At 67.8% G+C, this 21,034-nt stretch carries 18 protein-coding genes and 2 pseudogenes; 10 read left to right on the top strand and 10 right to left on the bottom strand.

Features of this window, described 5'->3' with window-relative positions:
* The first annotated feature begins 9 nt into the window (after window positions 1–9).
* From DIE04_RS27490 to DIE04_RS27470, 5 genes are all read left to right on the top strand, one after another.
* Window positions 10–1,041, top strand: coding sequence for a phosphotransferase (locus DIE04_RS27490; RefSeq protein ID WP_124520968.1), 1,032 nt, complete (start codon window positions 10–12; stop codon window positions 1,039–1,041).
* A gap of 58 nt (window positions 1,042–1,099) precedes the next feature.
* Window positions 1,100–1,864 carry an SDR family oxidoreductase gene (locus tag DIE04_RS27485; protein ID WP_044848813.1) on the top strand — a complete coding sequence of 255 codons (765 nt, stop codon included), beginning with the start codon at window positions 1,100–1,102 and terminating at the stop codon, window positions 1,862–1,864.
* Window positions 1,865–1,871: 7 nt separating this feature from the next.
* Entirely contained in the window at window positions 1,872–2,630 is a 759-nt protein-coding gene (locus tag DIE04_RS27480) for an SDR family NAD(P)-dependent oxidoreductase (RefSeq protein WP_124520966.1), read from the top strand.
* Window positions 2,631–2,668: 38 nt separating this feature from the next.
* The gene (locus tag DIE04_RS27475) at window positions 2,669–3,913 is read left to right on the top strand and encodes an acyl-CoA dehydrogenase family protein (RefSeq protein ID WP_124520964.1); all 1,245 of its coding nucleotides are present in this window, start codon (window positions 2,669–2,671) and stop codon (window positions 3,911–3,913) included.
* Between the two features lie 79 nt (window positions 3,914–3,992).
* Window positions 3,993–4,898: a LysR family transcriptional regulator gene (locus tag DIE04_RS27470; RefSeq protein ID WP_124520962.1), complete on the top strand. Its 906-nt coding sequence runs from the start codon at window positions 3,993–3,995 to the stop codon at window positions 4,896–4,898.
* A gap of 45 nt (window positions 4,899–4,943) precedes the next feature.
* Here DIE04_RS27470 and DIE04_RS27465 read toward each other — a convergent pair whose 3' ends face one another.
* From DIE04_RS27465 to DIE04_RS27450, 4 genes are all read right to left on the bottom strand, one after another.
* Window positions 4,944–6,071: a molecular chaperone DnaJ gene (locus DIE04_RS27465; protein WP_124520960.1), complete on the bottom strand. Its 1,128-nt coding sequence runs from the start codon at window positions 6,069–6,071 to the stop codon at window positions 4,944–4,946.
* 115 nt (window positions 6,072–6,186) lie between these two features.
* Window positions 6,187–8,553: a DNA polymerase II gene (locus tag DIE04_RS27460; protein ID WP_124487115.1), complete on the bottom strand. Its 2,367-nt coding sequence runs from the start codon at window positions 8,551–8,553 to the stop codon at window positions 6,187–6,189.
* A 251-nt stretch (window positions 8,554–8,804) separates the two neighbouring features.
* Window positions 8,805–10,409, bottom strand: a complete 1,605-nt coding sequence (locus DIE04_RS27455; RefSeq protein WP_124520958.1) for an EAL domain-containing protein — start codon at window positions 10,407–10,409, stop codon at window positions 8,805–8,807.
* Window positions 10,410–10,877: 468 nt separating this feature from the next.
* Complete coding sequence (locus DIE04_RS27450) at window positions 10,878–11,180, bottom strand: hypothetical protein (RefSeq protein ID WP_124520956.1); 303 nt, start codon at window positions 11,178–11,180, stop codon at window positions 10,878–10,880.
* Window positions 11,181–11,575: 395 nt separating this feature from the next.
* On the opposite strand from DIE04_RS27450, the gene DIE04_RS27445 reads away from it, so the two are divergent.
* Window positions 11,576–11,866: a transcriptional regulator gene (locus tag DIE04_RS27445; RefSeq protein WP_124520954.1), complete on the top strand. Its 291-nt coding sequence runs from the start codon at window positions 11,576–11,578 to the stop codon at window positions 11,864–11,866.
* Between the two features lie 53 nt (window positions 11,867–11,919).
* Window positions 11,920–12,171 carry an energy transducer TonB gene (locus DIE04_RS27440; RefSeq protein ID WP_124520952.1) on the top strand — a complete coding sequence of 84 codons (252 nt, stop codon included), beginning with the start codon at window positions 11,920–11,922 and terminating at the stop codon, window positions 12,169–12,171.
* Here the strand turns inward: DIE04_RS27440 and DIE04_RS27435 are convergent.
* The 3 genes and pseudogenes from DIE04_RS27435 to DIE04_RS27425 form a co-directional block, all read right to left on the bottom strand.
* A pseudogene (locus DIE04_RS27435) lies at window positions 12,156–12,366 on the bottom strand (hypothetical protein); the annotation flags it as partial. The gene DIE04_RS27440 and the pseudogene DIE04_RS27435 sit on opposite strands and share 16 nt — an antisense overlap.
* Before the next feature lie 149 nt (window positions 12,367–12,515).
* Window positions 12,516–12,950, bottom strand: coding sequence for a hypothetical protein (locus DIE04_RS27430; RefSeq protein WP_044845476.1), 435 nt, complete (start codon window positions 12,948–12,950; stop codon window positions 12,516–12,518).
* A gap of 323 nt (window positions 12,951–13,273) precedes the next feature.
* A complete protein-coding gene (locus DIE04_RS27425) occupies window positions 13,274–14,632 on the bottom strand; it encodes an NAD(P)/FAD-dependent oxidoreductase (RefSeq protein ID WP_124520950.1) in 1,359 nt (452 codons plus the stop codon).
* 100 nt (window positions 14,633–14,732) lie between these two features.
* Here DIE04_RS27425 and DIE04_RS27420 point away from each other — a divergent pair, with 100 nt between their 5' ends.
* Window positions 14,733–15,686, top strand: coding sequence for a LysR family transcriptional regulator (locus DIE04_RS27420; RefSeq protein ID WP_124487108.1), 954 nt, complete (start codon window positions 14,733–14,735; stop codon window positions 15,684–15,686).
* A 38-nt stretch (window positions 15,687–15,724) separates the two neighbouring features.
* Here the strand turns inward: DIE04_RS27420 and DIE04_RS27415 are convergent, their stop codons facing one another.
* The gene (locus tag DIE04_RS27415) at window positions 15,725–15,946 is read right to left on the bottom strand and encodes a hypothetical protein (RefSeq protein ID WP_185500432.1); all 222 of its coding nucleotides are present in this window, start codon (window positions 15,944–15,946) and stop codon (window positions 15,725–15,727) included.
* Window positions 15,947–16,138: 192 nt separating this feature from the next.
* On the opposite strand from DIE04_RS27415, the pseudogene DIE04_RS27410 reads away from it, so the two are divergent.
* Both DIE04_RS27410 and DIE04_RS27405 read left to right on the top strand, forming a co-directional pair.
* A pseudogene (locus DIE04_RS27410) lies at window positions 16,139–17,044 on the top strand (helix-turn-helix domain-containing protein).
* A 295-nt stretch (window positions 17,045–17,339) separates the two neighbouring features.
* Complete coding sequence (locus DIE04_RS27405) at window positions 17,340–18,227, top strand: NAD(P)H-binding protein (protein WP_124520948.1); 888 nt, start codon at window positions 17,340–17,342, stop codon at window positions 18,225–18,227.
* A gap of 27 nt (window positions 18,228–18,254) precedes the next feature.
* On the opposite strand, the gene DIE04_RS27400 is transcribed toward DIE04_RS27405, so the two are convergent.
* The gene (locus DIE04_RS27400) at window positions 18,255–19,457 is read right to left on the bottom strand and encodes a benzoate/H(+) symporter BenE family transporter (RefSeq protein ID WP_124520946.1); all 1,203 of its coding nucleotides are present in this window, start codon (window positions 19,455–19,457) and stop codon (window positions 18,255–18,257) included.
* 229 nt (window positions 19,458–19,686) lie between these two features.
* Window positions 19,687–20,712 (bottom strand): fatty acid desaturase, encoded by a 1,026-nt coding sequence (locus DIE04_RS27395; RefSeq protein ID WP_124520944.1) that lies wholly within the window; start codon window positions 20,710–20,712, stop codon window positions 19,687–19,689.
* Between the last annotated feature and the right edge of the window lie 322 nt (window positions 20,713–21,034).

Genomic DNA, 21,034 nt, shown 5'->3' with positions numbered 1-21,034 from the left:
ATCGCGACGATGACGAAGCCTTCCCAGCCCCTCGACGTAGCCCGCCTCACGCGCTATCTGGAAGCGCACGTGCCGGGTTTCGAAGGCCCGCTCGACATGGAGAAGTTTGCCGGCGGCCAGTCGAACCCGACCTTCCTGCTGCACGCGAAGAGCGGCCGTTACGTGCTGCGCCGCCAGCCGCCCGGCGAGCTGCTGAAATCCGCGCATGCCGTCGATCGCGAATTCCGCGTGCTGAGTGCGCTGTCGGGCACCGCGGTGCCGGTCGCGCATCCATATCACCTCTGCGAAGACCGCGACGTGATCGGCAGCCTGTTCTACGTGATGAGCTTCGAGGACGGCCGGATCTTCTGGGATCCGGCGCTGCCGGAGCTGCCGAAGGCCGAGCGCGCGACCTGCTACGACGCGCTGCTGCGCACGATGGCCGCGCTGCACGACGTGGACGTCGACGCGGTGGGCCTTGCCGACTACGGCCGCCCGGGCAACTACTTCGAGCGCCAGATCGGCGTCTGGACGAAGCAGTATCGCGCGGCGGAAACCGAGCGCCTCGACGCGATGGAGACGCTGATCGACTGGCTGCCGAAGGCGTGCCCGGCGGACACCGGCCGGCCCGCGCTGGTGCACGGCGATTTCCGGATCGACAACCTGATGTTCGCGCGCGACGGCTATCGCGTGCAGGCCGTGCTCGACTGGGAACTGTCGACGCTCGGCAACCCGCTCGCCGATCTCGCGTATTTCTGCATGTGCCTGCGCCTGCCGTCGGGCGGCCAGGTGCGCGGGCTCGCGGGCCAGGATCGTGCGGAACTCGGCATTCCTGACGAAGCGGCGATCGTCGCGCGCTATTGCGAGCTGCGCGGCATCGAGCCGATCCGCGACTGGCATTTCTATCTCGCGTTCAGTTTCTTCCGGCTCGCGGCGATCGCGCAGGGCGTGAAGGCGCGTGCGCTGCAGGGCAACGCGTCGAGCGAGCAGGCGCTGCGCGTCGGCGCGATGGCCGGCCGGCTGGCCGAGATGGCCGTCGACGTGATCGACGCGCAGCGCTGACCGCGACGGAAGCGCCGCGCGGCGGCACGACAACACATCAATGGAGGAGCACAGCAACATGGCAACGAATCTGTTCGACCTGACGGGCAAGATCGCGCTGGTGACGGGCGCGAGCCGCGGCATCGGCGAGGAAATCGCGAAGCTGCTCGCGCAGCAGGGCGCGCACGTGATCGTGTCGAGCCGCAAGCTCGACGACTGCCAGGCGGTGGCGGACGAAATCGTCGCGGCGGGCGGCCGCGCGGAAGCGCTGGCGTGCCACGTCGGGCGGCTGGAGGACATCGCCGCGACGTTCGAGACGATCCGCGGCAAGCACGGCCGGCTCGACATCCTCGTGAACAACGCGGCCGCGAATCCGTATTTCGGGCACATCCTCGACACCGATCTCGCCGCGTACGAAAAGACCGTCGACGTGAACATCCGCGGCTACTTCTTCATGTCGGTCGAGGCCGGCAAGCTGATGAAGGCGCAGGGCGGCGGCGCGATCGTCAACACCGCGTCGGTGAATGCGCTGCAGCCGGGCGACCGGCAAGGCATCTACTCGATCACGAAGGCCGCGGTCGTCAACATGACGAAGGCGTTCGCGAAGGAGTGCGGGCCGTTCGGCATCCGCGTGAACGCGCTGCTGCCGGGCCTCACCAAGACGAAGTTCGCGGGCGCGCTGTTCGCCGACAAGGACATCTACGAAACCTGGATGACGAAGATCCCGCTGCGCCGCCACGCGGAGCCGCGCGAGATGGCCGGCACCGTGCTGTATCTCGTGTCCGATGCGGCGAGCTACACGAACGGCGAATGCATCGTCGTCGACGGCGGCCTGACGATCTGAGCGCGCGATGAAAATCGACAGCTATGCCGGGCAGGCCGTGATGATCACCGGCGCCGCGAGCGGCTTCGGTGCGCTGCTCGCGAGCGAACTGGCCGCGATGGGCGGGCGGCTCGCGCTCGGCGACCTGAACGAAGCGGCGCTCGAGCGCGTGGCCGCGGGGCTGCGCGCAGCCGGCGCCGACGTGATCGCGCAGCGCTGCGACGTGCGCGTCGAAGCCGACGTCGCGTTGCTGGTCCAGGCGGCGGTCGCGGGCTTCGAACGGCTCGACGTCGGCATCAACAATGCCGGCATCGCCCCGCCGATGAAGGCGCTGATCGATACCGACGAAGCCGATCTCGACCTGAGCTTCGCGGTGAACGCGAAGGGCGTGTTCTTCGCGATGAAGCACCAGATTCGCCAGATGCTCGCGCAGCGCGAAGGCGTGATCCTGAACGTCGCGTCGATGGCCGGGCTCGGCGGCGCGCCGAAGCTGGCCGCCTATGCGGCGTCGAAACACGCGGTGGTCGGGCTCACGAAGACGGCCGCGCTCGAATACGCGCGCCACGGCATTCGCGTGAACGCGGTGTGCCCGTTCTACAGCGCGACGCCGATGGTCACCGACAGCGACCTCGGCGCGCGCCAGGACTTTCTCGCGCAGGGCTCGCCGATGAAGCGGCTCGGCCGGCCCGAGGAAATCGTCGCGACGATGCTCACGCTGTGCGCGAAGGAAAACACCTATCTGACCGGGCAGGCCGTCGCCGTCGACGGCGGTGTCTCGGCCTTCTGAACCGAACGAACGGAAACCGGAATCTCGAGGAGTCGATCATGGACTTTGGCTACACCCCGAAAGTGGAAGAATTGCGCGAACGCGTGCGCGCGTTCATGGACGCGCACATCGTGCCGCGCATTCGTCAGTGGAACGAAGAAGTGCATGCGGGGCAGTATCCCGTGTCGTTCATGGAGGCGCTGAAGGAGCGCGCGAAGGCCGAAGGCCTGTGGAACCTGTTCCTGCCGCACCTGAAGGCCGACGAGCCGGGCACGGCCCTGACGAACCTCGAATACGCGCCGCTCGCCGAGATCATGGGGCGCGTGAGCTGGGCGTCGGAGGTGTTCAACTGCAACGCGCCGGACACCGGCAACATGGAATTGCTGCACATGTTCGCGACGCCCGAGCAGCGCGAACAGTGGCTGCTGCCGCTCTTGCGCGGCGAGATCCGTTCGGCGTTCGCGATGACGGAGCCCGACGTCGCATCGTCGGACGCGACCAACATCACGACACGCATCGAGCGCGTGGGCGACGAGTACGTGATCAACGGCCGCAAGTGGTTCATCACGAACGCCGCGCACCCGAACTGCAAGATCTTCATCGTGATGGGCAAGACCGATCCCGAAGCGGAATCGCACCAGCAGCAGAGCATGATCCTCGTGCCGCGCGACACGCCGGGCGTGACTATCGTGCGCAACATCACGGTGGTCAATCACTACGCGCCCGAAGGGCACTGCGAGATCACGTTCGACGACGTGCGCGTGCCGGCGCGCAACCTGCTCGGCGAGGAAGGCAGCGGCTTCGCGCTCGCGCAGGCGCGTCTCGGGCCGGGCCGCATCCACCACTGCATGCGTTCGATCGGCGCGGCCGAGCTCGCGCTGGAACTGATGATCGACCGCGCGCAGTCGCGCGAGGCGTTCGGCAAGCCGCTGAACCGGCACGGCACGATCGGCGAATGGATCGCGCGTTCGCGCATCGAGATCGACCAGGCGCGCCTCCTGGTGCTGAAGGCCGCGTGGATGATCGACAAGGTCGGCGCGAAGGCGGCGCGCAAGGAAATCTCGATGATCAAGGCGCTCGTGCCGACCGTCTATACGAACGTGTGCGACCGCGCGATGCAGGTGTTCGGCGCGGCGGGCCTGAGCCCCGACACGCCGCTCGCCGACCTGTGGACCTGGGGCCGCGCGCTGCGCTTCGCCGACGGTCCGGACGAGGTGCACCTGCAGGCGATCGCGCGCATGGAGATCAAGGACGCCGTGCGCGGCTCGACCGAACCGTACCTGACGCGGCCGCCGCGCGGCTGAGCGGCGCACCGCGCGAGCCGGCGACGTGGGCGAACGGGAGACGCACGCCGTATTAAGATGCCGGCAAGGAGATCCGGCGATGCGCCTTTCGAAGATTGATCTGAACCTGTTCGTCGTATTCGAGGCGATCTACAACAAGCGCAACCTGACGCGCGCGGCCGAGGTGCTGAACCTCACGCAGCCGGCCGTCAGCAACGCGCTGGCGCGGCTGCGCAAGACGCTGAACGATCCGCTGTTCGTCAGCACGCCGGCCGGGATGATGCCGACGCCGATGGCCGAGAACATCGTCGGCCGCGTGCGCGAAGCGCTGCAGCTGCTCGATTCGAGCGCGCACGAAGGCGACGTGTTCGACCCCGCTTCGTCCGCGCGCGTGTTCCGGTTGAGCATGAGCGACCTGACCGAAGCGCTGCTGCTGCCGGCCCTCGGCGAACTGCTGCAGACGCATGCGCCCGGCATGCACGTGCGCAGCTACACGATGGACCGCCGCGAAGTGGCGACCGCGCTCGCGAACGGCTCCGTCGACATCGCGATCGACGCGCCGCTGATCGGCGACCCGCACCTGCACCAGGCGCTGCTCGTGCGCGACCGCTACGCGTGCATGATCCGCGACGACCACCCGTTCAAGGGCGACACGCTGACCCTGGACGACTACCTGTCGATGGGGCACATCCACGTGTCGAGCCGCCGCAAGGGCAGCGGGCACGTCGATGCCGAACTGACGCGGCTCGGGCTGCGCCGCAACATCCAGATGCGCGTGCAGCACTACATGGTCGCGCCGCTGATCGCGATGCGCGGCGACCTCGCGCTGACGGCGCCGCTGCGGCTGCTGCAGCGCTACCCCGCGCGGATTCTCGAACTGCCGTTCGAGATGCCGGGGCTCGAATATTTCTGCTACTGGCATCGCAGCGCCGATCAGGATCAGGGCAGCCAGTGGCTGCGAGAGCAGCTGATGACGCTGATGGGCGGGATCGGCGAGTCGCCGTGATGCGACGAAGCGTGGGCGCCGCGCGCCGGCCCACGCCGGCTTCGCTCAAAACGAATCGTCGTCGAAGCGCGACGATACCGGCCGGCGTTTCATGTCCTTCAACCAGTCCCTGACGTAGTCCGGATCCTCGAACTCGCGCAGCGCGACGGTCAGGTCCTGGTTGCCGCGCTGCATGCCGGCGATGTCGCGCGCGAGCATGCGGATCACGGTATCGGGCGCGATCTTGACGGACGACGCGATGCCGTAAGTACGCCGGAAATCGTTCTCGACGTGCCGGATCTCCTGATCGAGCTCGCGCAGCTGTTCCTCGAGGATGCCGTTGTAGCGCGTGAGCCGTGCTTCGCTCAGGCCGTCGATCGCGCGTCGGTCGATCTGTTCGATCTCCAGCTGCAGTTCCAGCAGTTGCAGCAGATTGCCCTTCGCATACGCGTGGTTGACCCGCTGCATCAGCACGGTCTTGCGCTGCTGTTCCTGCGGATCGGTTTCGCGATCGGGATGCAGCGCGCTGGCCAGCTTGCGATAGATCTCACGGATCGACTTGCTCGATTCGGCCTGCTCGGCCTCGCGCTTCGCCTGCGCGGCCGACTGCTTCGGCGCCTTCTTGCGCTTCGCGCGCTGGGCCTCGCGGGCCGCGTGAGCGGCCATGTCTCGCTCGAACTGGGCGTCGAGTTCGGCCTGCATCCGCTCGGCGAGCTCGTCGGGTGACAGCGTGTCGAGATCGTCGGCCGGCTCCGTGGCGGGCATCGGCTGCGGCTCCCGCTTCATCGGCTCGGGATCGGCCACGGCGCTGCCGGCGTCGTCGGATGCGCGATGGCGGTTGTAAATGACCCTCAGCGCCGCGTCGTCGCTGACGTTCAGCAAGTCGCGCGCCATGTCGGCGATCAGGTCGGACAGCATGCGCTGCTCGGCCTTGCTCAGGCCCTTCTGCAGGAACGCATCGTCGAGCAGATGGATCAGCCTGATCCGCAGCGCGGTCGCTTCCTGTTCGAGCGGCAGCAGCCCGTCGACGAATTTCTTCTGGAAGGCCGGCGTGACGGCTTCCCATGCGCCCAGACGCTCGCGCCGCTTTTCGATGTGCTTGACGAGCGTATTGAAGGTTTGCTGGGCTTGGGACAGGCTGGCTGTCTCGTGACCGGGCGCGATGGCGACCGCGGCACCGCGACGTGCGGTCATGATGAAGGTCCTCCGGCCGCGGCGGGAGGCGCGGCAGGCCGGTATTTTAGCCGTCATCGCCGGGTCCGGTGGCGAGACGGTCGGCGCGGGCAGCCGCGCTCGCCGCGCATCGCGCTCAGAACAATTGCCCCTGCCCGGAAATCACGCGTTCGAAATCGTCGCGCAGGAACGGCAGGATCGCATCGGCGACCGGCTGCAGCTGGCGGCTCACGTAGAACGCGTAGTCGATCGGCGAGCGCATCGTTTCGAGCGGTTCCGGGCCGGCCGTCGTCATCACGTAGCTGATCCAGCCGCCGCGCTGGTACTGCAGCGGCCGGCCGCGCGCCTGGTTGAATTCGTCGGCGATCCGCGCGGCACGCACGTGCGGCGGCACGTTGCGCTGATATTCGCTCAACGGCCGGCGCACGCGCTTGCGATAGATCAGTTGCGCATCGTATTCGCCGGCGAGCGTGCGCCGCACGTAGTCGCGAATGAAATCCTGGTACGGCTCGCGCTTGAACACCCGCCGGTAGAGTTCGCGCTGGAATGCCTGCGCGAGCGGCGTCCAGTCGGTGCGCACCGTTTCGAGCCCCTTGAACACGAGGTCCTCGCCGCCGTCCGCCGCGCGCGCGAGGCCCGCATAGCGCTTCTTGCTGCCTTCTTCCGCGCCGCGCACGGTCGGCATCAGGAAGCGCCGGTAATGCCGCTCGTACTGCAGTTCGAGCGCGCTTTCCAGCCCGAAGCGATCGCGCAGGTGCGCCTGCCACCAGCGGTTCACGTGCTCGACGAGCGCGCGGCCCTTCGCGCCGGCCGCGTCGTCGTCGTGTTCGCGTCCGAGCCACACGAAGGTCGAATCGGTATCGCCGTAGATGACTTCGTAACCCTGCGCCTCGATCAGCTCGCGCGTGCGGTGCATGATCTCGTGGCCGCGCATCGTGATCGACGACGCGAGGCGCGGATCGAAGAACCGGCAGCCCGTCGAGCCGAGCACGCCGTAGAACGAATTCATGATGATCTTCAGCGCCTGCGACAACGGCGCGTTGCGCTGGCGTTTCGCTTCGTCGCGGCCTTCCGACACGCGCCGCACGATGTCGGGCAGGCAATGCGCGGTGCGCGAGAAGCGCGCGCCGAGAAAGCCGGGCACCGACGTGTCGTCGCCCGGATGCGCGAGCCCTTCGATCAGCCCGGCCGGATCGATCAGGAACGTGCGGATGATCGACGGATAAAGGCTCTTGTAGTCGAACACGAGCACCGAGTCGTACAGGCCGGGTCGCGAATCCATCACGAAGCCGCCGGGGCTGTTCTGGCCGGTCACGTCGCCGAGGTTCGGCGCGACGTAGCCGAGCCGGTGCATGCGCGGCAGGTACAGGTGCGTGAACGCGGCGACCGAGCCGCCGGTGCGATCGGCCGCGAGGCCCGTGACGGTCGCGCGTTCGAGCGCGAAGGACAGCAGGTCGGCCTTGTCGAAGATGCGCGTGACGAGTTCGCAGTCCTTCAGGTTGTAGTGCGCGAGCGCGGGCTTGTCGTGGTCGAAGCGGCGCTGGATCTCGTCCATCCGCTGATACGGATTGTCGATCGACTTGCCTTCGCCGAGCAGCGACTGCGACACGTATTCGAGGCTGAACGACGGGAACGTCCACGTCGCCGATTTCAGCATGTCGATGCCGTCGAGGATCAGGCGGCCGGCCGCGCCCGCGAAGAAATGGTCGGGCTGCTGCCCGTGCGCGCGCCACTCGAGCACGCTGCCGCCGCGCCCGAGCTTCAGCGGCACGCCGTATTGCTCCGCGTGCGCATGCAGGATGCGCAGGTCGAACTGCACGAGGTTCCAGCCGATCACCGCATCGGGATCGTGTTCGTCGAACCAGTCGTTGAGCCGCGCAAGCATGTCGGGCCGGCTGTCGCAGTAGTCGAGCTTGAAGTCCGCGGCGCGCGCGTCGCCGTTCGGCGGGCCGAGCATGTAGACCTGCCGCTGCCCGCAGCCTTCGAGCGCGATCGAATACAGCTCGCCGTGGACGCTCGTCTCGATGTCGAGCGATACGCAGCGCAGCGCGGGACGATAGCCGGTCGCGGGCTTCAGTTCGCCGTCGGTCAGCGTGCCGTCGCGGCCGGCCGTGCCGCGAAACTGCACGGGCGCCGTGATGAAGCGCTCCATCGTATAGCGGTCGGGCGGCTGCACGTCGGCTTCGTAGACGTCGACGCCGGCCGCGGCGAGGCGTTTCTGGAGTCCGGACAAATGGCGGTAGCGGCGGCAGTAGAGGCCGGCCACCGCGCGCTGGCGGAAGTCGCGCAGCGCGAGCGGGCGCAGTTCGGCATCGCGCTCGCCGGCCAGCGTGCGTTCGGCGAGCGCACGCTGCTCGGCCGGCACGAACGCGACGGCTTCCTGCGGGCGCAGCCGCACGCGGCGCGGACCGTGTTCGGTTGCCAGCCAGAACTCGATCTCGATGCCGGACGCGGTGTCCCGCCAGTGGCGGGTGAGGATGAAACCCTGCTCGAACGCAGTCAAGACACTTGCTCGTCGTGGATGCCCAGGCGGCGGATTTTAGCGCTTCTCGCGCGGTTCCCGCCGAAGCGGCGCCGCTGGCATCGGGTGGCAGGACGCGGCGCCGGATCCGCCACGTGGTGCGCGTTGCATCGACCGCGTGAAGCAATCGGCGTCGCGCGCAGGCCGGATGACGTTCGGGCGGTACGCATTCGTCTGTCGAGTGCGCGAGCGCGTCGTCCGGCAACTGCGGCAGTGTTGCCGCAGCGCGGGCCCTAGGCCGGCATCGGCGCGAATTCCCGCTTCAGGTCTTCCGGTCGCTGCGGTCGCTGGTACAGATAGCCCTGCGCATACTGAATCCCGACCGCATGCAGCGCGCGATGCTGCTCCTCCGTCTCCACGCCCTCGGCAATGATCTTCAGGCCGTAGTGGTGCGCGACGGCGGCGATCCCTTCGATCAGTTTCGCGTTGCCCGTCGTCAGCCGGGAGATGAACTGTCGATCGATCTTCACGTAGTCGAACGGAAAGCGCGACAGCATGTCGAGGTTGCTGTGGTGCGTGCCGAAGTCGTCGATCGCGAACTTCGCGCCTTTCGCGCGCAGCGTGGCGAACATCTCGGTGGTGCGCGGATTCTTCTCGAGCAGGATGCGCTCGGTGACTTCGAGCACCAGCGTGCAGCCCGGCGGAAGCCGGCGGATCGCGTCTTCGACGACGGACACGAAGCGCGCGCGTTCGAGATCCTTCGGCGCGACGTTGATCGCGACATGCAGCGGCATCGACGGCGCGAGCGCGGACAGTTCCGAGATGGCCGTGCGCAGCACGAATTCGGTCACCTTCGGCAGGATCGTGCTCGATTCCACCTGCGGGACGAACACCGCCGGACTGATGGGCCCCCATTTCGGATGCTGCCAGCGCAGCAGCGCCTCGACGCCGACGGTCCTGCGCGTTTCGACATCGACGATAGTCTGATAGACGACATGAAACTCGTTGCGCTTCAGCGCATTGCGAACGGCCTTCAGCAACAGCCGGCGCGGCGCCATCGCGAGCAGGTACGCGGCCGCGACGAGGCCGTTGACCAGCAGCGCGATCGTCACGCAGATCAGTCCGTAGCGCCGCTGCACCTGCGAAACGTAGGGTTCCGACGAGGTGACGGAGACCGTGAACGGCCAGGCGCCCGACGCGATCGTGCTGCCGGTGGGCGGCGCCGCGCCGAACGGCGGCACGAACGCGCCATGCTGATCGATGCTTCCGGCGCCTTCGATCGACAGCGTGGCCGTTTCCGCCCCGAAGCGGGTGCCGTGCGCGAGCATGTCCGCCAGATAGTCGCCTTCGACCACATAGAGGACGCCGGATTCGGGCGCGGTCGCACGAAACGCCGCCAGCACCGGAACGCGATGCTGAAACGGCGTTTGCCGAAGCAGCGTGATGGCCGTCATCCCCGGCTCGGGCGCGTGAATGTATGCGGCGAGCGGGACGTCGATCGCGCCCAGTGCCGACGAGCATGTGACGCGACCGTCGTTCGCCAGCCCGACGGCCCGAAGATAGCGCAGGTGAGTGCCTACTTCGGCGAGCGTCCTGAAGATCGTCATGCAGGGTCGCCCGACCAGCGCGTCCAGCTCGGCCGGGTGACGCGAGCGAATTCCGTCGAGAATGCGGTCGACCGATATCACGATGTCGTTCGCGACGACGCGTTCGTGCTGCGCGATCGCGTCGCGCGCCAGGCGCCCGGCAACGACGAGCGCGACCACGAACACGAGGATGCAGACGATCAGGGCAAGCGGGAAAACGACGTGCGGCCACGCGCCGCTGCGCTGGAATGCGGGCTTCGGGGGCAGTGCGGGCGCGGCAGGTCCTCGGGTCGTACTTGTTGTTGTGCGCATGAGAATGCAGATCGAACCGGTCGATGGATAGACGCGATGCGTTCGCCGTGCCTGGCCGAGGCACCGCGGCTCGCGCCGATATCGGGACGCAAAGCGATTCTACGCTCGCGAAACGCACGAAGCGGCATCGCGGCGGGGCGCTGGATTCGAGGCGCTTCTCCGTAACATACCCCGACCACGCATGTATATCGGTATCGCACACGAAAAAAAACCGGCCGCATCGGTGAGCGGCCGGGACAGAAGACACCGTCTCTTGGCACGAGGATGGTGCGCGGCAAGTATAAGGCGTGCAGCCCTCGATTACGAAATATTGATATTCAAAAATCGCGTAATTTCTTGATTGATGCTTGCGGGGAAATATTTGCATCGCGCGTCACTTCCGGCGATCCAGGCATCGGCGCGCCTTGAACGAGGCCCAACCCGCTTGCTGCGGGTTGTTCCAGCGCGTGCATCGGCGACAGCAGCGCTTCAGAAATCGTCGCGCATCTTGTGGAGCAGGTCGCGGGGAGATTGATGCGTGTCCACGGCGGTGAGGACGTCGGTCAGGAACCACGGCAGGTTCAGCTGCGTGTCGGGATCGCCGACGCACACGCGAATCGGCGGCGCTTTTGATGCAGCGCGGGAGCCGGGCGCCGTGCCGGCGGACGTGGAGGAGGACGGTACGCAGTTTTTCGCTTGCTGCGGGACCGGCGACGCGGCACTGCCGGCGAGTGCCGGCAAGCTGGTGGCGGCGAGCAGGATCAGGAGGGCGAACGGGGTGGCGCGTTTCATGTGACTCTCCGGCGATGCACGTTCGACACCGTCGGCGAATCCTAGTTCGGCGTCGTCGGGGGCGATTGGCTTTCAGCGTTCCGGCCCCGTGCGCGACGACATGTGCATGCCGAAGCGACCGCGCGGCTGCCGCGCCGGTTCGACCTCGCCCGCACCGGATCGATCGTTCAAACGTCAAGAATCGTTTGGATCTCCGGCAGACGCTTGCGGTGCGGAATGCGCTCCTTTATCGTGCCGCCACGACGGCGCCGATACAGGGCGTCGAGTCAGTTCGCAAAGGAGCATTCGTCATTACCGCATTCAATCGTCGCACGCATGTTCGTGCCTTTCTCGTCGCATCGGTCGCGTATCTCAACCTGGCTCATCCCGCGTCGGCGGCCTACACGGAATCGTGGATGAGCGATCATGACGTCAACGCGTACGCGCAGCAGGTCAAGCATCCGCCCGTGGCGGCGAGCAGTGCGGCGGCCGTGAAGCCGGGGCGGCAAACCGTTCGTTCGCAATCACAGTCGCAGTCGAAGGCGCCGGTCGCGGCGCATGCCGGCGCGAAACCTGCGCCGAACGCACACGCGGCCCCCGCGAAGACCGGCAAGGTTCGACATGCGGCCGGCGCCGAGCCGAAGGCGCACGTCGCCGCGAAGCCGAAGGCGGCGCCGGCACACATGAGCACAGCCGCCCGGCATTGACGCGGCGCGCACAACGGCGATAACCGTAGCATTCGACGATCGGGGAGAACTTCATGTCGCTGATGGATCGCCTGTTGTCACGCGGTGTGCAGACTCTCGCGTCGAGAAGGCGCGTGATCGTGCGTGTCTGGCTCGACGAGCAGGGGCGCGTCCGCGATCTCAAGGTCAGGCGCAGTTGCGGCGACGCCGCGCTCGACGCGAAAGCGCTGCACGCAATTGCGGTGATGCGCTTCCCCGGCGGTCACCTCGGCTCCGGCGGGAAATCGGCGAAGCGCTGGCACGATCTCGATTACCCGGTGGACTGACGGCGCGTCACGGACACCCGTAACGGCGCTTCAATTCCGCGTACCGCGTAGTCGTAGAAGTGACTGCCCGCGGCGATCTTCGCGCCGTCGCACGCCGCCTGGAATTCCATCTCGCGCTCGTTGTAAAAGCATCATCTTCACGATGAGCCGCGAGCCATTGCGATACACGTCCCATCGCATGTTCGCGGCCATCGCCGACATCCGGTCGCCGGGCAGGATCGGTCGAGCCTGGAAGTGTTGCAGGCCGCCTTGACGGCGGAATGTCGGAATTCGGTCGGGCAATCGCCGGCATCGCGCCGGCTCGCGACCGGCCGGCGCGAGCCGGCCCGTATGCGGTGCTCGGCTCAGTGCACGCCTGCCGATGCGATCGAGCGCATCGTGTCGGTGATGCGCACGCAACGCGACAGGCCGAACGTCTCGGCTTCGCGGCGTTCCGGTTCGCTGCTCGCGACGGCCACCGCGCGCTCGGGCGGCACGCCCAGCGCTTGCAGCGCGACGTCGAACGGATGCTGATTTGCTACGGAGTCCTGCTGATTGGCGTCGGTCACGACGACCGAGAAGCGGTCGAGGTTCGCGCGGCCGAACTGGCCTTCGAACATGTCGCTGAGGCGGGCGGCCGGCAGCGTCGTGACGAGACCGAGTCGATATCCTTGCTCCGACGCGCTGTCGAGCCACTGGATGATCGCATCGCGCTGGTTGCGCGATTCGTGCGAATCCGGTGTCGCTTCGATCTGCGCGAATGCGGCGTCGAGACGGGTGACGATGGCTTCGATGACCACGGTGATTCCTCTCCTGAGACGTGACGGTCCGTTCGCGGACGGGAATGCCCGACACCTTAGCGTCGATCCGGAAATTGCAACCAATTAATATTTATAGCCGACTCATAGGGTTTGACTGATGAATCGGGCGGCGAGCCAGTACCGGCGCGGGATGCACGCGATCCATGCGTTCGGGACGAATGGCATCGTATCGATGGCGTTCGATGTGACGCACCCGACGCATGCGCGATATGAATGCACCGGATGTGTGCACATGAAAAAACGGCGTATCGGGCGAGGTGCGCCCGATACGCCGTCTTGCGATGCCGCGTGGCCGTCGACGCTCAGTGCAGCTTGATCGACGGCTGGTTGCGGCTTTGCAGCCAGTGGCTCAGCGACTGGAACAGCGCGCGCTTCAGTCCGTGCACGCTGAACAGGTGCTTGCGGTACAGGAACTTGTACAGCCCGATCGCGGCGAGCCCGTCGACGATCAGCGAGCGCGAACGCATGCCGAGGTCGGCCTGATAGACGGCACCGGCCTGGCCGAGCGACACGACGGTGCCCGCGTCGCGGAACGTGAAGCCCGCCACCGGCTTGCCGGCGAGGCGCCGCGCGAGCGCTTCGCCCAGGTACACGGCCTGCTGGTGCGCGACCTGCGCGCGCGGCGGCAGGAAGCCGCCCGCGTCGGCCGACGGGCACGCGGCGCAGTCGCCGAACGCGTACACGTGCGGATCGTCGGGCGTCTGCAGCGTGCCGGTCACGATCACCTGGTTCGACCGGTTGAGCGCGATGTCGCCGAGTTCCCGCAGCATCGCGGGGCCCGCGACGCCGGCCGCCCAGATCGTGATGTCGCTCGCGAGCCGCTCGCCGGCCGCGGTCGTGACCGCGTCCGCGCCGACTTCCGCGACGCGCGTGTCCGTCAGCACGTCGACGTTCAGCGTGCGCAGTTGCGCGTGCATCTTGGCCGACAGCCTTGCGTCGAGCGCAGGCAGGATGCGCGGGCCGCCTTCGATCAGCCGGATGTGCACGTCGCGTGCGGACACCAGCGCCTTGAAGCGATACGTCGTCAGCTGCTGGATCGCATGGCGCAGCGCGGCGGCCAGTTCGACGCCCGTCGCGCCCGCGCCGATCACGTTGATGCAGATCGGCGCGGCGCGCCGCGCCGGCTGCTGCTCGGCCAGGTGGTTCGCCTTCGTGCACGCGGCGAGGAACTTGCGGCGGAAGTCCTCGGCCTGGTCGAGGTTTTCGAGCGGCAACGCGTGGCGCGCGGCGCCCGGCACGTTGAAGAAATTCGTCACGCTGCCGACGGCCAGCACCAGGTCGTCGTAGCCGAGCTCGCGCTGCGGCAGGATCTCCGTGCCGTCCGCGTCCTGCACCGCGGCGATCGTCGCCGTGCGTGCCGCGCGGTCGACCCGCTGCAGCGCGCCCTGCACGAAGCGGAAGCCGTGGCGCTTCGCCTGCGCCGCGTATTCGATCGTGTGCGAGGCCGGATCGCGATGGCCGGACGCGGCTTCGTGCAGCAGCGGCTTCCAGAAGTGCGTCGGATAGCGGTCGACGAGCACGACGTCGGCTTGCCCGCGGCGGCCGACCGTGTCGCCGAGGCGCGTGGCGAGCTGCAGGCCGCCGGCGCCGCCGCCGACGATCACGATGCGCGGCACGCGCGGTGCGCGATCCGTTGCAGGGGTAGGCGTGATGGTGTCCATGTTGTGGCTCCCGCTGATGACGATTCGGATGACATTGCTCAAGAACCGACGATATAGTTTTGAACCTACGCGAACAATTTAATGTTTATAAGCGACTCATATGTATTCACTTATAGGAAAGACCGCGACGTTCCGGCAGCTGAAGGCGCTGGACATGATCGCGCGCCTCGGCAGCGTGTCGCGCGCGGCCGAGGAGTTGAACCTGACGCAGCCGGCCGTGTCGCTGCAGGTGCGCCTGCTCGAGGAGGCGGTGGGCGCCGCGCTGCTGCAGCGGGTGGGGCGCGGCGTGCAGCTGACCGCCGCCGGTGAAATCGTGTCGCGCTATGCGCGCGAGATCCTGCATCTGTGGAGCGAGGCCGGCGACGAAGTGGCCGCGCTGACGGGCGATCTCGGCGGCACGCTGCGGATCGGCGCGATCACGACGGCCGAGTACCTGATCCCGCCGCTGCTCGTGAAATTCACCGCGACGCGGCCGCACGTGAAGACCTATTTCAAGGTCGGCAATCGCGACGACATCATCCGCATGCTCGCGACGCATGAAATCGATCTCGCCGTGATGGGCAGCGCGCCGAAGGAGCTGCGCACGCACGCGGTCGAGTTCGCGAAGCATCCGATGGTGTTCGTCGCGGCGCCCGGCCATCCGCTGATGCAGCGCAAGCGTGTCGCGCTGAAGGATCTCGAATCCGCGCACCTGCTCGTGCGCGAACGCGGCGCGGGCACGCGTTCCACGGTCGAGAGCCTGTTCAAGACGGCCGGCTACCGCTTCCACGTGGGCTCCGAGCTGTCGAGCAACGAGGCGATCAAGCAGATGGCCGAAGCGGGGCTCGGCGTCGCGTTCCTGTCGTTGCACGCGTGTGCACTCGAGTTGCGCACCGGGCTGCTCGGGCAGTTGCCGTTTCCGGGCAACCCGATCGAGCGCGAATGGTATGTGGTCACGCTCGCCGACCGGCGGATCTCGCAGGTGACGGGGCTGTTTCGCGATTTCCTGATCAAGCAGGGCGCGCCGGTGATCGACGGCGCGACCGTCGCGCCGCACGAGCGGCGGCGCAAGTAGGCCGACGCGGGCGGCGCGTGTGCCCTGTGTCGCGGCGGTTAAACGATCCCGAAGTCGTCGTTGCTGTCGGGAATCGACGCGAGCAGCCGCTCGAGCCGGTACCAGCCGATCATGCGCAGGCAGCGTTCGGCGAGTGTCGCGCGGATACTGCCGGAACGAGGACGGGAAACAGCGCGGGAAGCGCGGCGGGAAGCAACGCGGGTGGCCCCGGGCGGCGGCGGCGCGGCGAACGTCGCGCGAAACGGGCGGCAATCGGGCATGACGGGCTCCGCAGGTGTCGGATGAGGCGATCGTAGGCGTGTCGGCGCGTGCCGGCGCGCAGGCGCGGATCGGTTTGAGCAGAAACGGATGATCTTGTTCCGCGCGCTGCGGGAACGGGCGTTCAGGCCCGGCAAGCACCGCGGAAAAGCGTCACAATGCGCGTTCGACACCCGATCTGGTGGAGGGGAACCATGAGCGATCCGATTCTTGCCGCGCCGACCGACAACGGCGTGCCGGTCAGCCTGCGCTCCAGCCGCGGGCTTGGCTGGCGCGGCTTCGGCGCGTCGTTGCTGGAGATTCGCGCGGGCACGTACCGGATTCCGGCCGCCGAGCATCACCGTATCGGCGTGCATATCGGTTCGCCCGTGCGCGCGGATTGCGTGTGCGACGGCGAACGCGTGTCGCGCATCCAGGCGCACGGCGACGTCGACGTGATTCCCGCCGGCCTGCCGGGCCGGTGGACCGACAGCGCCGACTGCCGGATCCTGCACATCGCGCTCAGCGACACGTTCGTGCGGCGCACGTTCGAGTAACTCGAGCTGAAGCCATCGCAGGCGCAGATCCGCCGGCGGCTGCAGGTGCGCGATCCGCGCCTGCAGCACATCGCGTGGGCGATGGCCGCCGAACTCGAGGCGGAAGACGCGTCGGACCCGCTCTATGCGGAGAGCCTGTGCACGGCGCTCGTCGCGCGGCTGGTCGACAGCCAGCCGGTGTTCCGCGAGCGCCGGCGTACGCTTGCGCCGAAGGCGGCGGCCCGCGTGATCGACTATGTCGAGGCGAACCTCGAGCGACGCATGACGCTCGCCGAACTCGCGGCGCTCGTGTCGATCAGCGTGCCGCATTTCAAGGTGCTGTTTCGCGAGACGCTCGGGATGCCGGTGCATCAGTACGTGGTGCGGCGCCGGGTCGAGCGTGCGAAGGCGTTGCTGCTCGAAGGCCGGCTCAGCATCAGCCAGATCGCGCTCGAAGCCGGGTTTGCGCATCAGAGCCACATGGCGAACTGGATGAATCGCGTGCTGGGCGCGACGCCGACGGAGATCGCGCGGTCAGGGGGGCGGGGTGGGCTGAGGCTCGCTTATGACGGTGACGACCGTTGATCGAGCGCGGTGGCTCAATGTCCGCGCGTGCGCGACGACGATCGGCGCGTGCCCGGTTCGTCACGCGCGGACGCTGCTTCGTTTCGACTGCATGAGCGTGGCTGGCGGCACCATGCGAGCCGCGACCGCTGGCGTTCGACACCGAGCCGTACAACGTCCGGTTCCTGCCATGCAACGGACAAACCCGGCACGCGCCTGATCCGTCATCCTTTCCTGCTCGCGTCATCCGTCCGTGCGCGTCACGTTGGCGATGCGCACCGACAATCACATCACCTTCATCCCCCAGGAGCGGATCGTGTTCGTGATTTTCGGAGCATCAGGCAACGTCGGCTTGTCGACCGTGACGACCCTGCGCCACGCAGGCCATCCCGTGCGCGCGGTGCTGCGCGACGCACGCCATCGCGAACGCTTCGCGCAACTCGGCTGCGAAGTGGCGATCGCCGACCTGACGGACGCACGTGCGATCGCCATGGCGATCGACGGCGCGCAAGCCGTGCAGATGCTGTGTCCGGTGCCCGTCGCCGACAACGATCCGGCCGCGACGATGGAGCGGACGATCGACATCGTGACCGGCGCACTCGCCGCGAATCCGCCGCCGGCGCTGCTCGCGTTGTCGGACTACGGTGCGGAGCGTGAGGGCAACACGGGCATCACGCGGCTCTTTCATCGTCTGGAAGAAGCGGTGAAGACGGTCCCGACGCGGCTCACGCTGCTGCGCTCGGCCGAGCACGTGCAGAACTGGACGCGCGTGTTGCCCGTCGCGCTCGCAACCGGTGTGCTGCCGAGCTTTCACCATCCGGTCGACAAGGAGTTTACGACGGTCTGGGCGCCCGATGTGGGTGTCGCGGCGGCGCGGTTGCTGCTCGATTCCGCCGAAACCGGCAACGGGCCGCGTATCGTCAGCATCGAGGGGCCGCAGCGTGTGAGCGTGCGGGACATCGCGGATACGCTCGGCGTGGCGGCCGACCGCGAGATCGTCGCGCGCGAACTGCCGCGCGACGCATGGACCGCGACGCTGTTGCGTGCGGGGCTCAGCGAACGGCATGCGCAACTGATCGTCGATCTGTACGACGTGCACAACGCGGGGCAGATCGATGTCGAGGTCGGCGTGTCGGAGCGGGTGTATGGCACGACGACACTGGCGGACGCGCTCGCGACGCTGGTGCGCGCGCACGCGCGGTGAGCGGGGTGGCGGCAGAAAGGATGCGCGTTACGCCTGCCGCCGCGCCCTGCCGGACACCGCATACGCGACCGACCCGATCACGATCCCCCAGAACGCCGATCCGAGCCCGAGCCACGTCATCCCCGAAGCGGTCGCGAGGAACGTGATCACCGATGCTTCGCGATGCGCCTCATCCTCGAAGATCCCGTGTACGTTCGCGCCGATCGCACCGATCAGCGCGAGCCCCGCGAGGATCGCGACGAACGCCTTCGGCAGCGCGAAGAACAGTGTGACGATGGTGCCGGCAAAGAGCCCGCCGATCAGGTAGATCACGCCGTTCGCGATGCCCGCGATATAACGCCGGTCCGGATCCTCGTGCGCGTCCTTGCCGGTGCATAGCGCCGCGGTGATCGCCGCGACCACGATCGTGATCCCGCCGAAGCACGCGACCGCGAGCGACATCACGCTGGTTGCCGTGATGATCGGCCGCGCGCTCGTGTGGTAGCCCGACACGCGCAGGATCGTCATCCCCGGCAGGAACTGGCCGGTGAGACTGACGACGACGAGCGGCAGCGCGAGGCTGAGCGTCGTGCCGAGCGTCCATTCGGGGGCGATGAAGACCGGCCGCGCGATGCTCGGCGACACGTTGCCGAGATGCGCCATCCCGAGCAGCGTCGCGAGCGCGGCGCCGGTCAGCAGCACGAGCACGATGCTGTAGCGCGGCAGCAGGCGCTTGAAGATCACGTACGCGGCGATCATCCCGAAGCCGAGCACCGGCTGCGCGGTCGCGGCTGAGAATGCGTGCATGCCGAACGGCAGCAGGATGCCGGCCATCATCCCGCACGCGATGCCGCGCGGAATATGGCGCACGAGCCGGTCGAAATAGCCGGTGATGCCGATCACGAGGATGATCAGCGCGGCCGTGATGTACGCGCCGACGGCCTGGTTCAGCGTCAGTTGCGGAAAGAGGCCGACGAGCAGCGCGGTGCCGGGCGCCGACCACGCGGTCACGACCGGCACCTTCAGTTTCCAGCTCGCGAACAGCCCCGACACGCCCGCGCCGATCGAGATCGCCCAGACCCACGAAGCCACCATCTCGTTGGACGCATGCGCGGCCTGCGACGCCTGGAAGAAGATCGCGAGCGGGCCCGCGTAGGAAATCAGCACCGCGAGAAAGCCCGCGGTGACCGCGGAGACGGACCAGTCGTTTCCGATCGAGCGGATCGCGCCCGGCGAGGTGTTCGGTTGCATCGTCGTAGGGGAGTGCGGCGCGCGGCCGGGAGGCTGAGCCGGGGCGAATGATTGTTGGAACCCCGGACGAGCCGTCATTCTGGACATTGCCGGTGGAATTGGCAATTCGCCGATGAAGCTCGGCGTTGTCGGCTTTTTGTAATGAATGCGCGCCGGGGCGGCCTTGCGCGCGTGTCGTCGCGTCGTCGGATCGGGCGGCTTCACGGCGAAGCGCGGCCCCGCTCGCGCGTTACGTACTGATCTGAAGATATCCGTCGACGGCGGCGACCTTCGCACCGCCGCCCGTCGACAGCGACGCCGTGCCCTGGTCGAACGGGTGCACGGGCGTGTCGGTGGGCGTCCACGCATGGCGCGCCAGCAGTTCGCGATACCCGCCGCGGATCACGAAGCCACCGCATTTCTCCGCATAGGCGTCGCGCCGCATCCGGTACGCGCGCGGCAGGTCGAACCACGGCAGCTTCGGCAAGTCGTGATGCACGAGGTGGTAGTTGTTGTTCAGGTATAGCAGCCGCATCGCGAAACCGGCCTCGTTGATCGCGATGCGCGCCTTCGGATGCCGTGCGGCGCGGTGCTCGAACAGCGAACGGATCATCGCGAGCGACAGCGCGGGCCACGTGACCGCCAGCAGGTAGTACCACCACGGCACGCCGATCGACCACTGCAGCCAGGCGAGCAGCGCGACCACGCAGGCGGCGTGCGTCGCCCACATCGGCAGATAGCGGAAGTCGCCGCGTCTGAACGCGGCGAACGCGTCGGCGAACATCGCGGCGATGCTCGTCGGCGGCCCGAACACGAGACGTCCGACGAAGGTGGTGCGCGCAACCGTCAGCGCGCGACGCCAGCGCGGCAGCCGCGCCCACTGCTCGCGCGACACGTAGTTCGTTTCCGGGTCGACGCCCGGCACGGTCAGGTCCTCGTCGCGGTGATGGTCGAGATGCGTGTCGCGATAGAGCGTGTACGGGTACCAGATCGTCAGCGGCGGATAGCCGAGTAGCCGGTTCACGAACGCGGAGCGCGTCGGATGGCCGTGCAGCAGTTCGTGCTGCAGCGACATGTGCCACGCGCCGAGCAGGATCAGCGGCGGCGTCGCGGCCGCGAGCGACAGGCGCTCGGCACGCACGAGCAGCAGCACGGCGAGCCAGCCGCCGTAGATCGCGACGACCAGCAGCCAGGTCGGCCACTCGGTACGGGCAGTGAAGCGGGCGTCGAGTGCGGCGATCGCGCGCGCGTGGTCGACGTCGAAGTATTCGGCCATGGTGCTGGGGCGGATGAAGCGGGTGAAGCCGGTAAAGCGGGCGATATTCGGATAACCGGTAGCGGACGATCGCGCCGGTGCGGGCTGCGATGCGGTCGGCCGACCGGCGTCGTGGCTCGCGGTCAGCCGCTACAGCGGCATGCGGCGGCGTCGCGACACTGGAACGCTAACCGGGCCGCGTAGTCAGGCCAACCAAGCAATTCGGATTTGCTTATCGCTGCGCGGCCGATAAGCATTGGCCGCCCCGGCCCCGGCCCCGGCCCCGGCCCCGGCCCCGGCCCCGGCCCCGGCCCCGGCCCCGGCCCCGGCCCCGGCCCCGGCC

The organism is Burkholderia sp. Bp8994, from assembly GCF_003853805.1.
Taxonomy (GTDB): Bacteria; Pseudomonadota; Gammaproteobacteria; order Burkholderiales; family Burkholderiaceae; genus Burkholderia.
The sequence above is the reverse complement of the archived record's forward strand: the minus strand, read 5'-3'. Positions and strand labels throughout refer to the sequence as shown.

Coding starts and splice junctions, on each gene's coding strand:
- DIE04_RS27425 (WP_124520950.1), bottom strand. CDS start 14,632: ATGGACACCATCACGCCTACCCCTGCAACGGATCGCGCACCGCGCGTG.
- DIE04_RS27415 (WP_185500432.1), bottom strand. CDS start 15,946: ATGCCCGATTGCCGCCCGTTTCGCGCGACGTTCGCCGCGCCGCCGCCG.
- DIE04_RS27490 (WP_124520968.1), top strand. CDS start 10: ATGACGAAGCCTTCCCAGCCCCTCGACGTAGCCCGCCTCACGCGCTAT.
- DIE04_RS27400 (WP_124520946.1), bottom strand. CDS start 19,457: ATGCAACCGAACACCTCGCCGGGCGCGATCCGCTCGATCGGAAACGAC.
- DIE04_RS27470 (WP_124520962.1), top strand. CDS start 3,993: ATGCGCCTTTCGAAGATTGATCTGAACCTGTTCGTCGTATTCGAGGCG.
- DIE04_RS27420 (WP_124487108.1), top strand. CDS start 14,733: ATGTATTCACTTATAGGAAAGACCGCGACGTTCCGGCAGCTGAAGGCG.
- DIE04_RS27440 (WP_124520952.1), top strand. CDS start 11,920: ATGTCGCTGATGGATCGCCTGTTGTCACGCGGTGTGCAGACTCTCGCG.
- DIE04_RS27485 (WP_044848813.1), top strand. CDS start 1,100: ATGGCAACGAATCTGTTCGACCTGACGGGCAAGATCGCGCTGGTGACG.
- DIE04_RS27450 (WP_124520956.1), bottom strand. CDS start 11,180: ATGAAACGCGCCACCCCGTTCGCCCTCCTGATCCTGCTCGCCGCCACC.
- DIE04_RS27480 (WP_124520966.1), top strand. CDS start 1,872: ATGAAAATCGACAGCTATGCCGGGCAGGCCGTGATGATCACCGGCGCC.
- DIE04_RS27465 (WP_124520960.1), bottom strand. CDS start 6,071: ATGACCGCACGTCGCGGTGCCGCGGTCGCCATCGCGCCCGGTCACGAG.
- DIE04_RS27455 (WP_124520958.1), bottom strand. CDS start 10,409: ATGCGCACAACAACAAGTACGACCCGAGGACCTGCCGCGCCCGCACTG.
- DIE04_RS27445 (WP_124520954.1), top strand. CDS start 11,576: ATGAGCGATCATGACGTCAACGCGTACGCGCAGCAGGTCAAGCATCCG.
- DIE04_RS27475 (WP_124520964.1), top strand. CDS start 2,669: ATGGACTTTGGCTACACCCCGAAAGTGGAAGAATTGCGCGAACGCGTG.
- DIE04_RS27395 (WP_124520944.1), bottom strand. CDS start 20,712: ATGGCCGAATACTTCGACGTCGACCACGCGCGCGCGATCGCCGCACTC.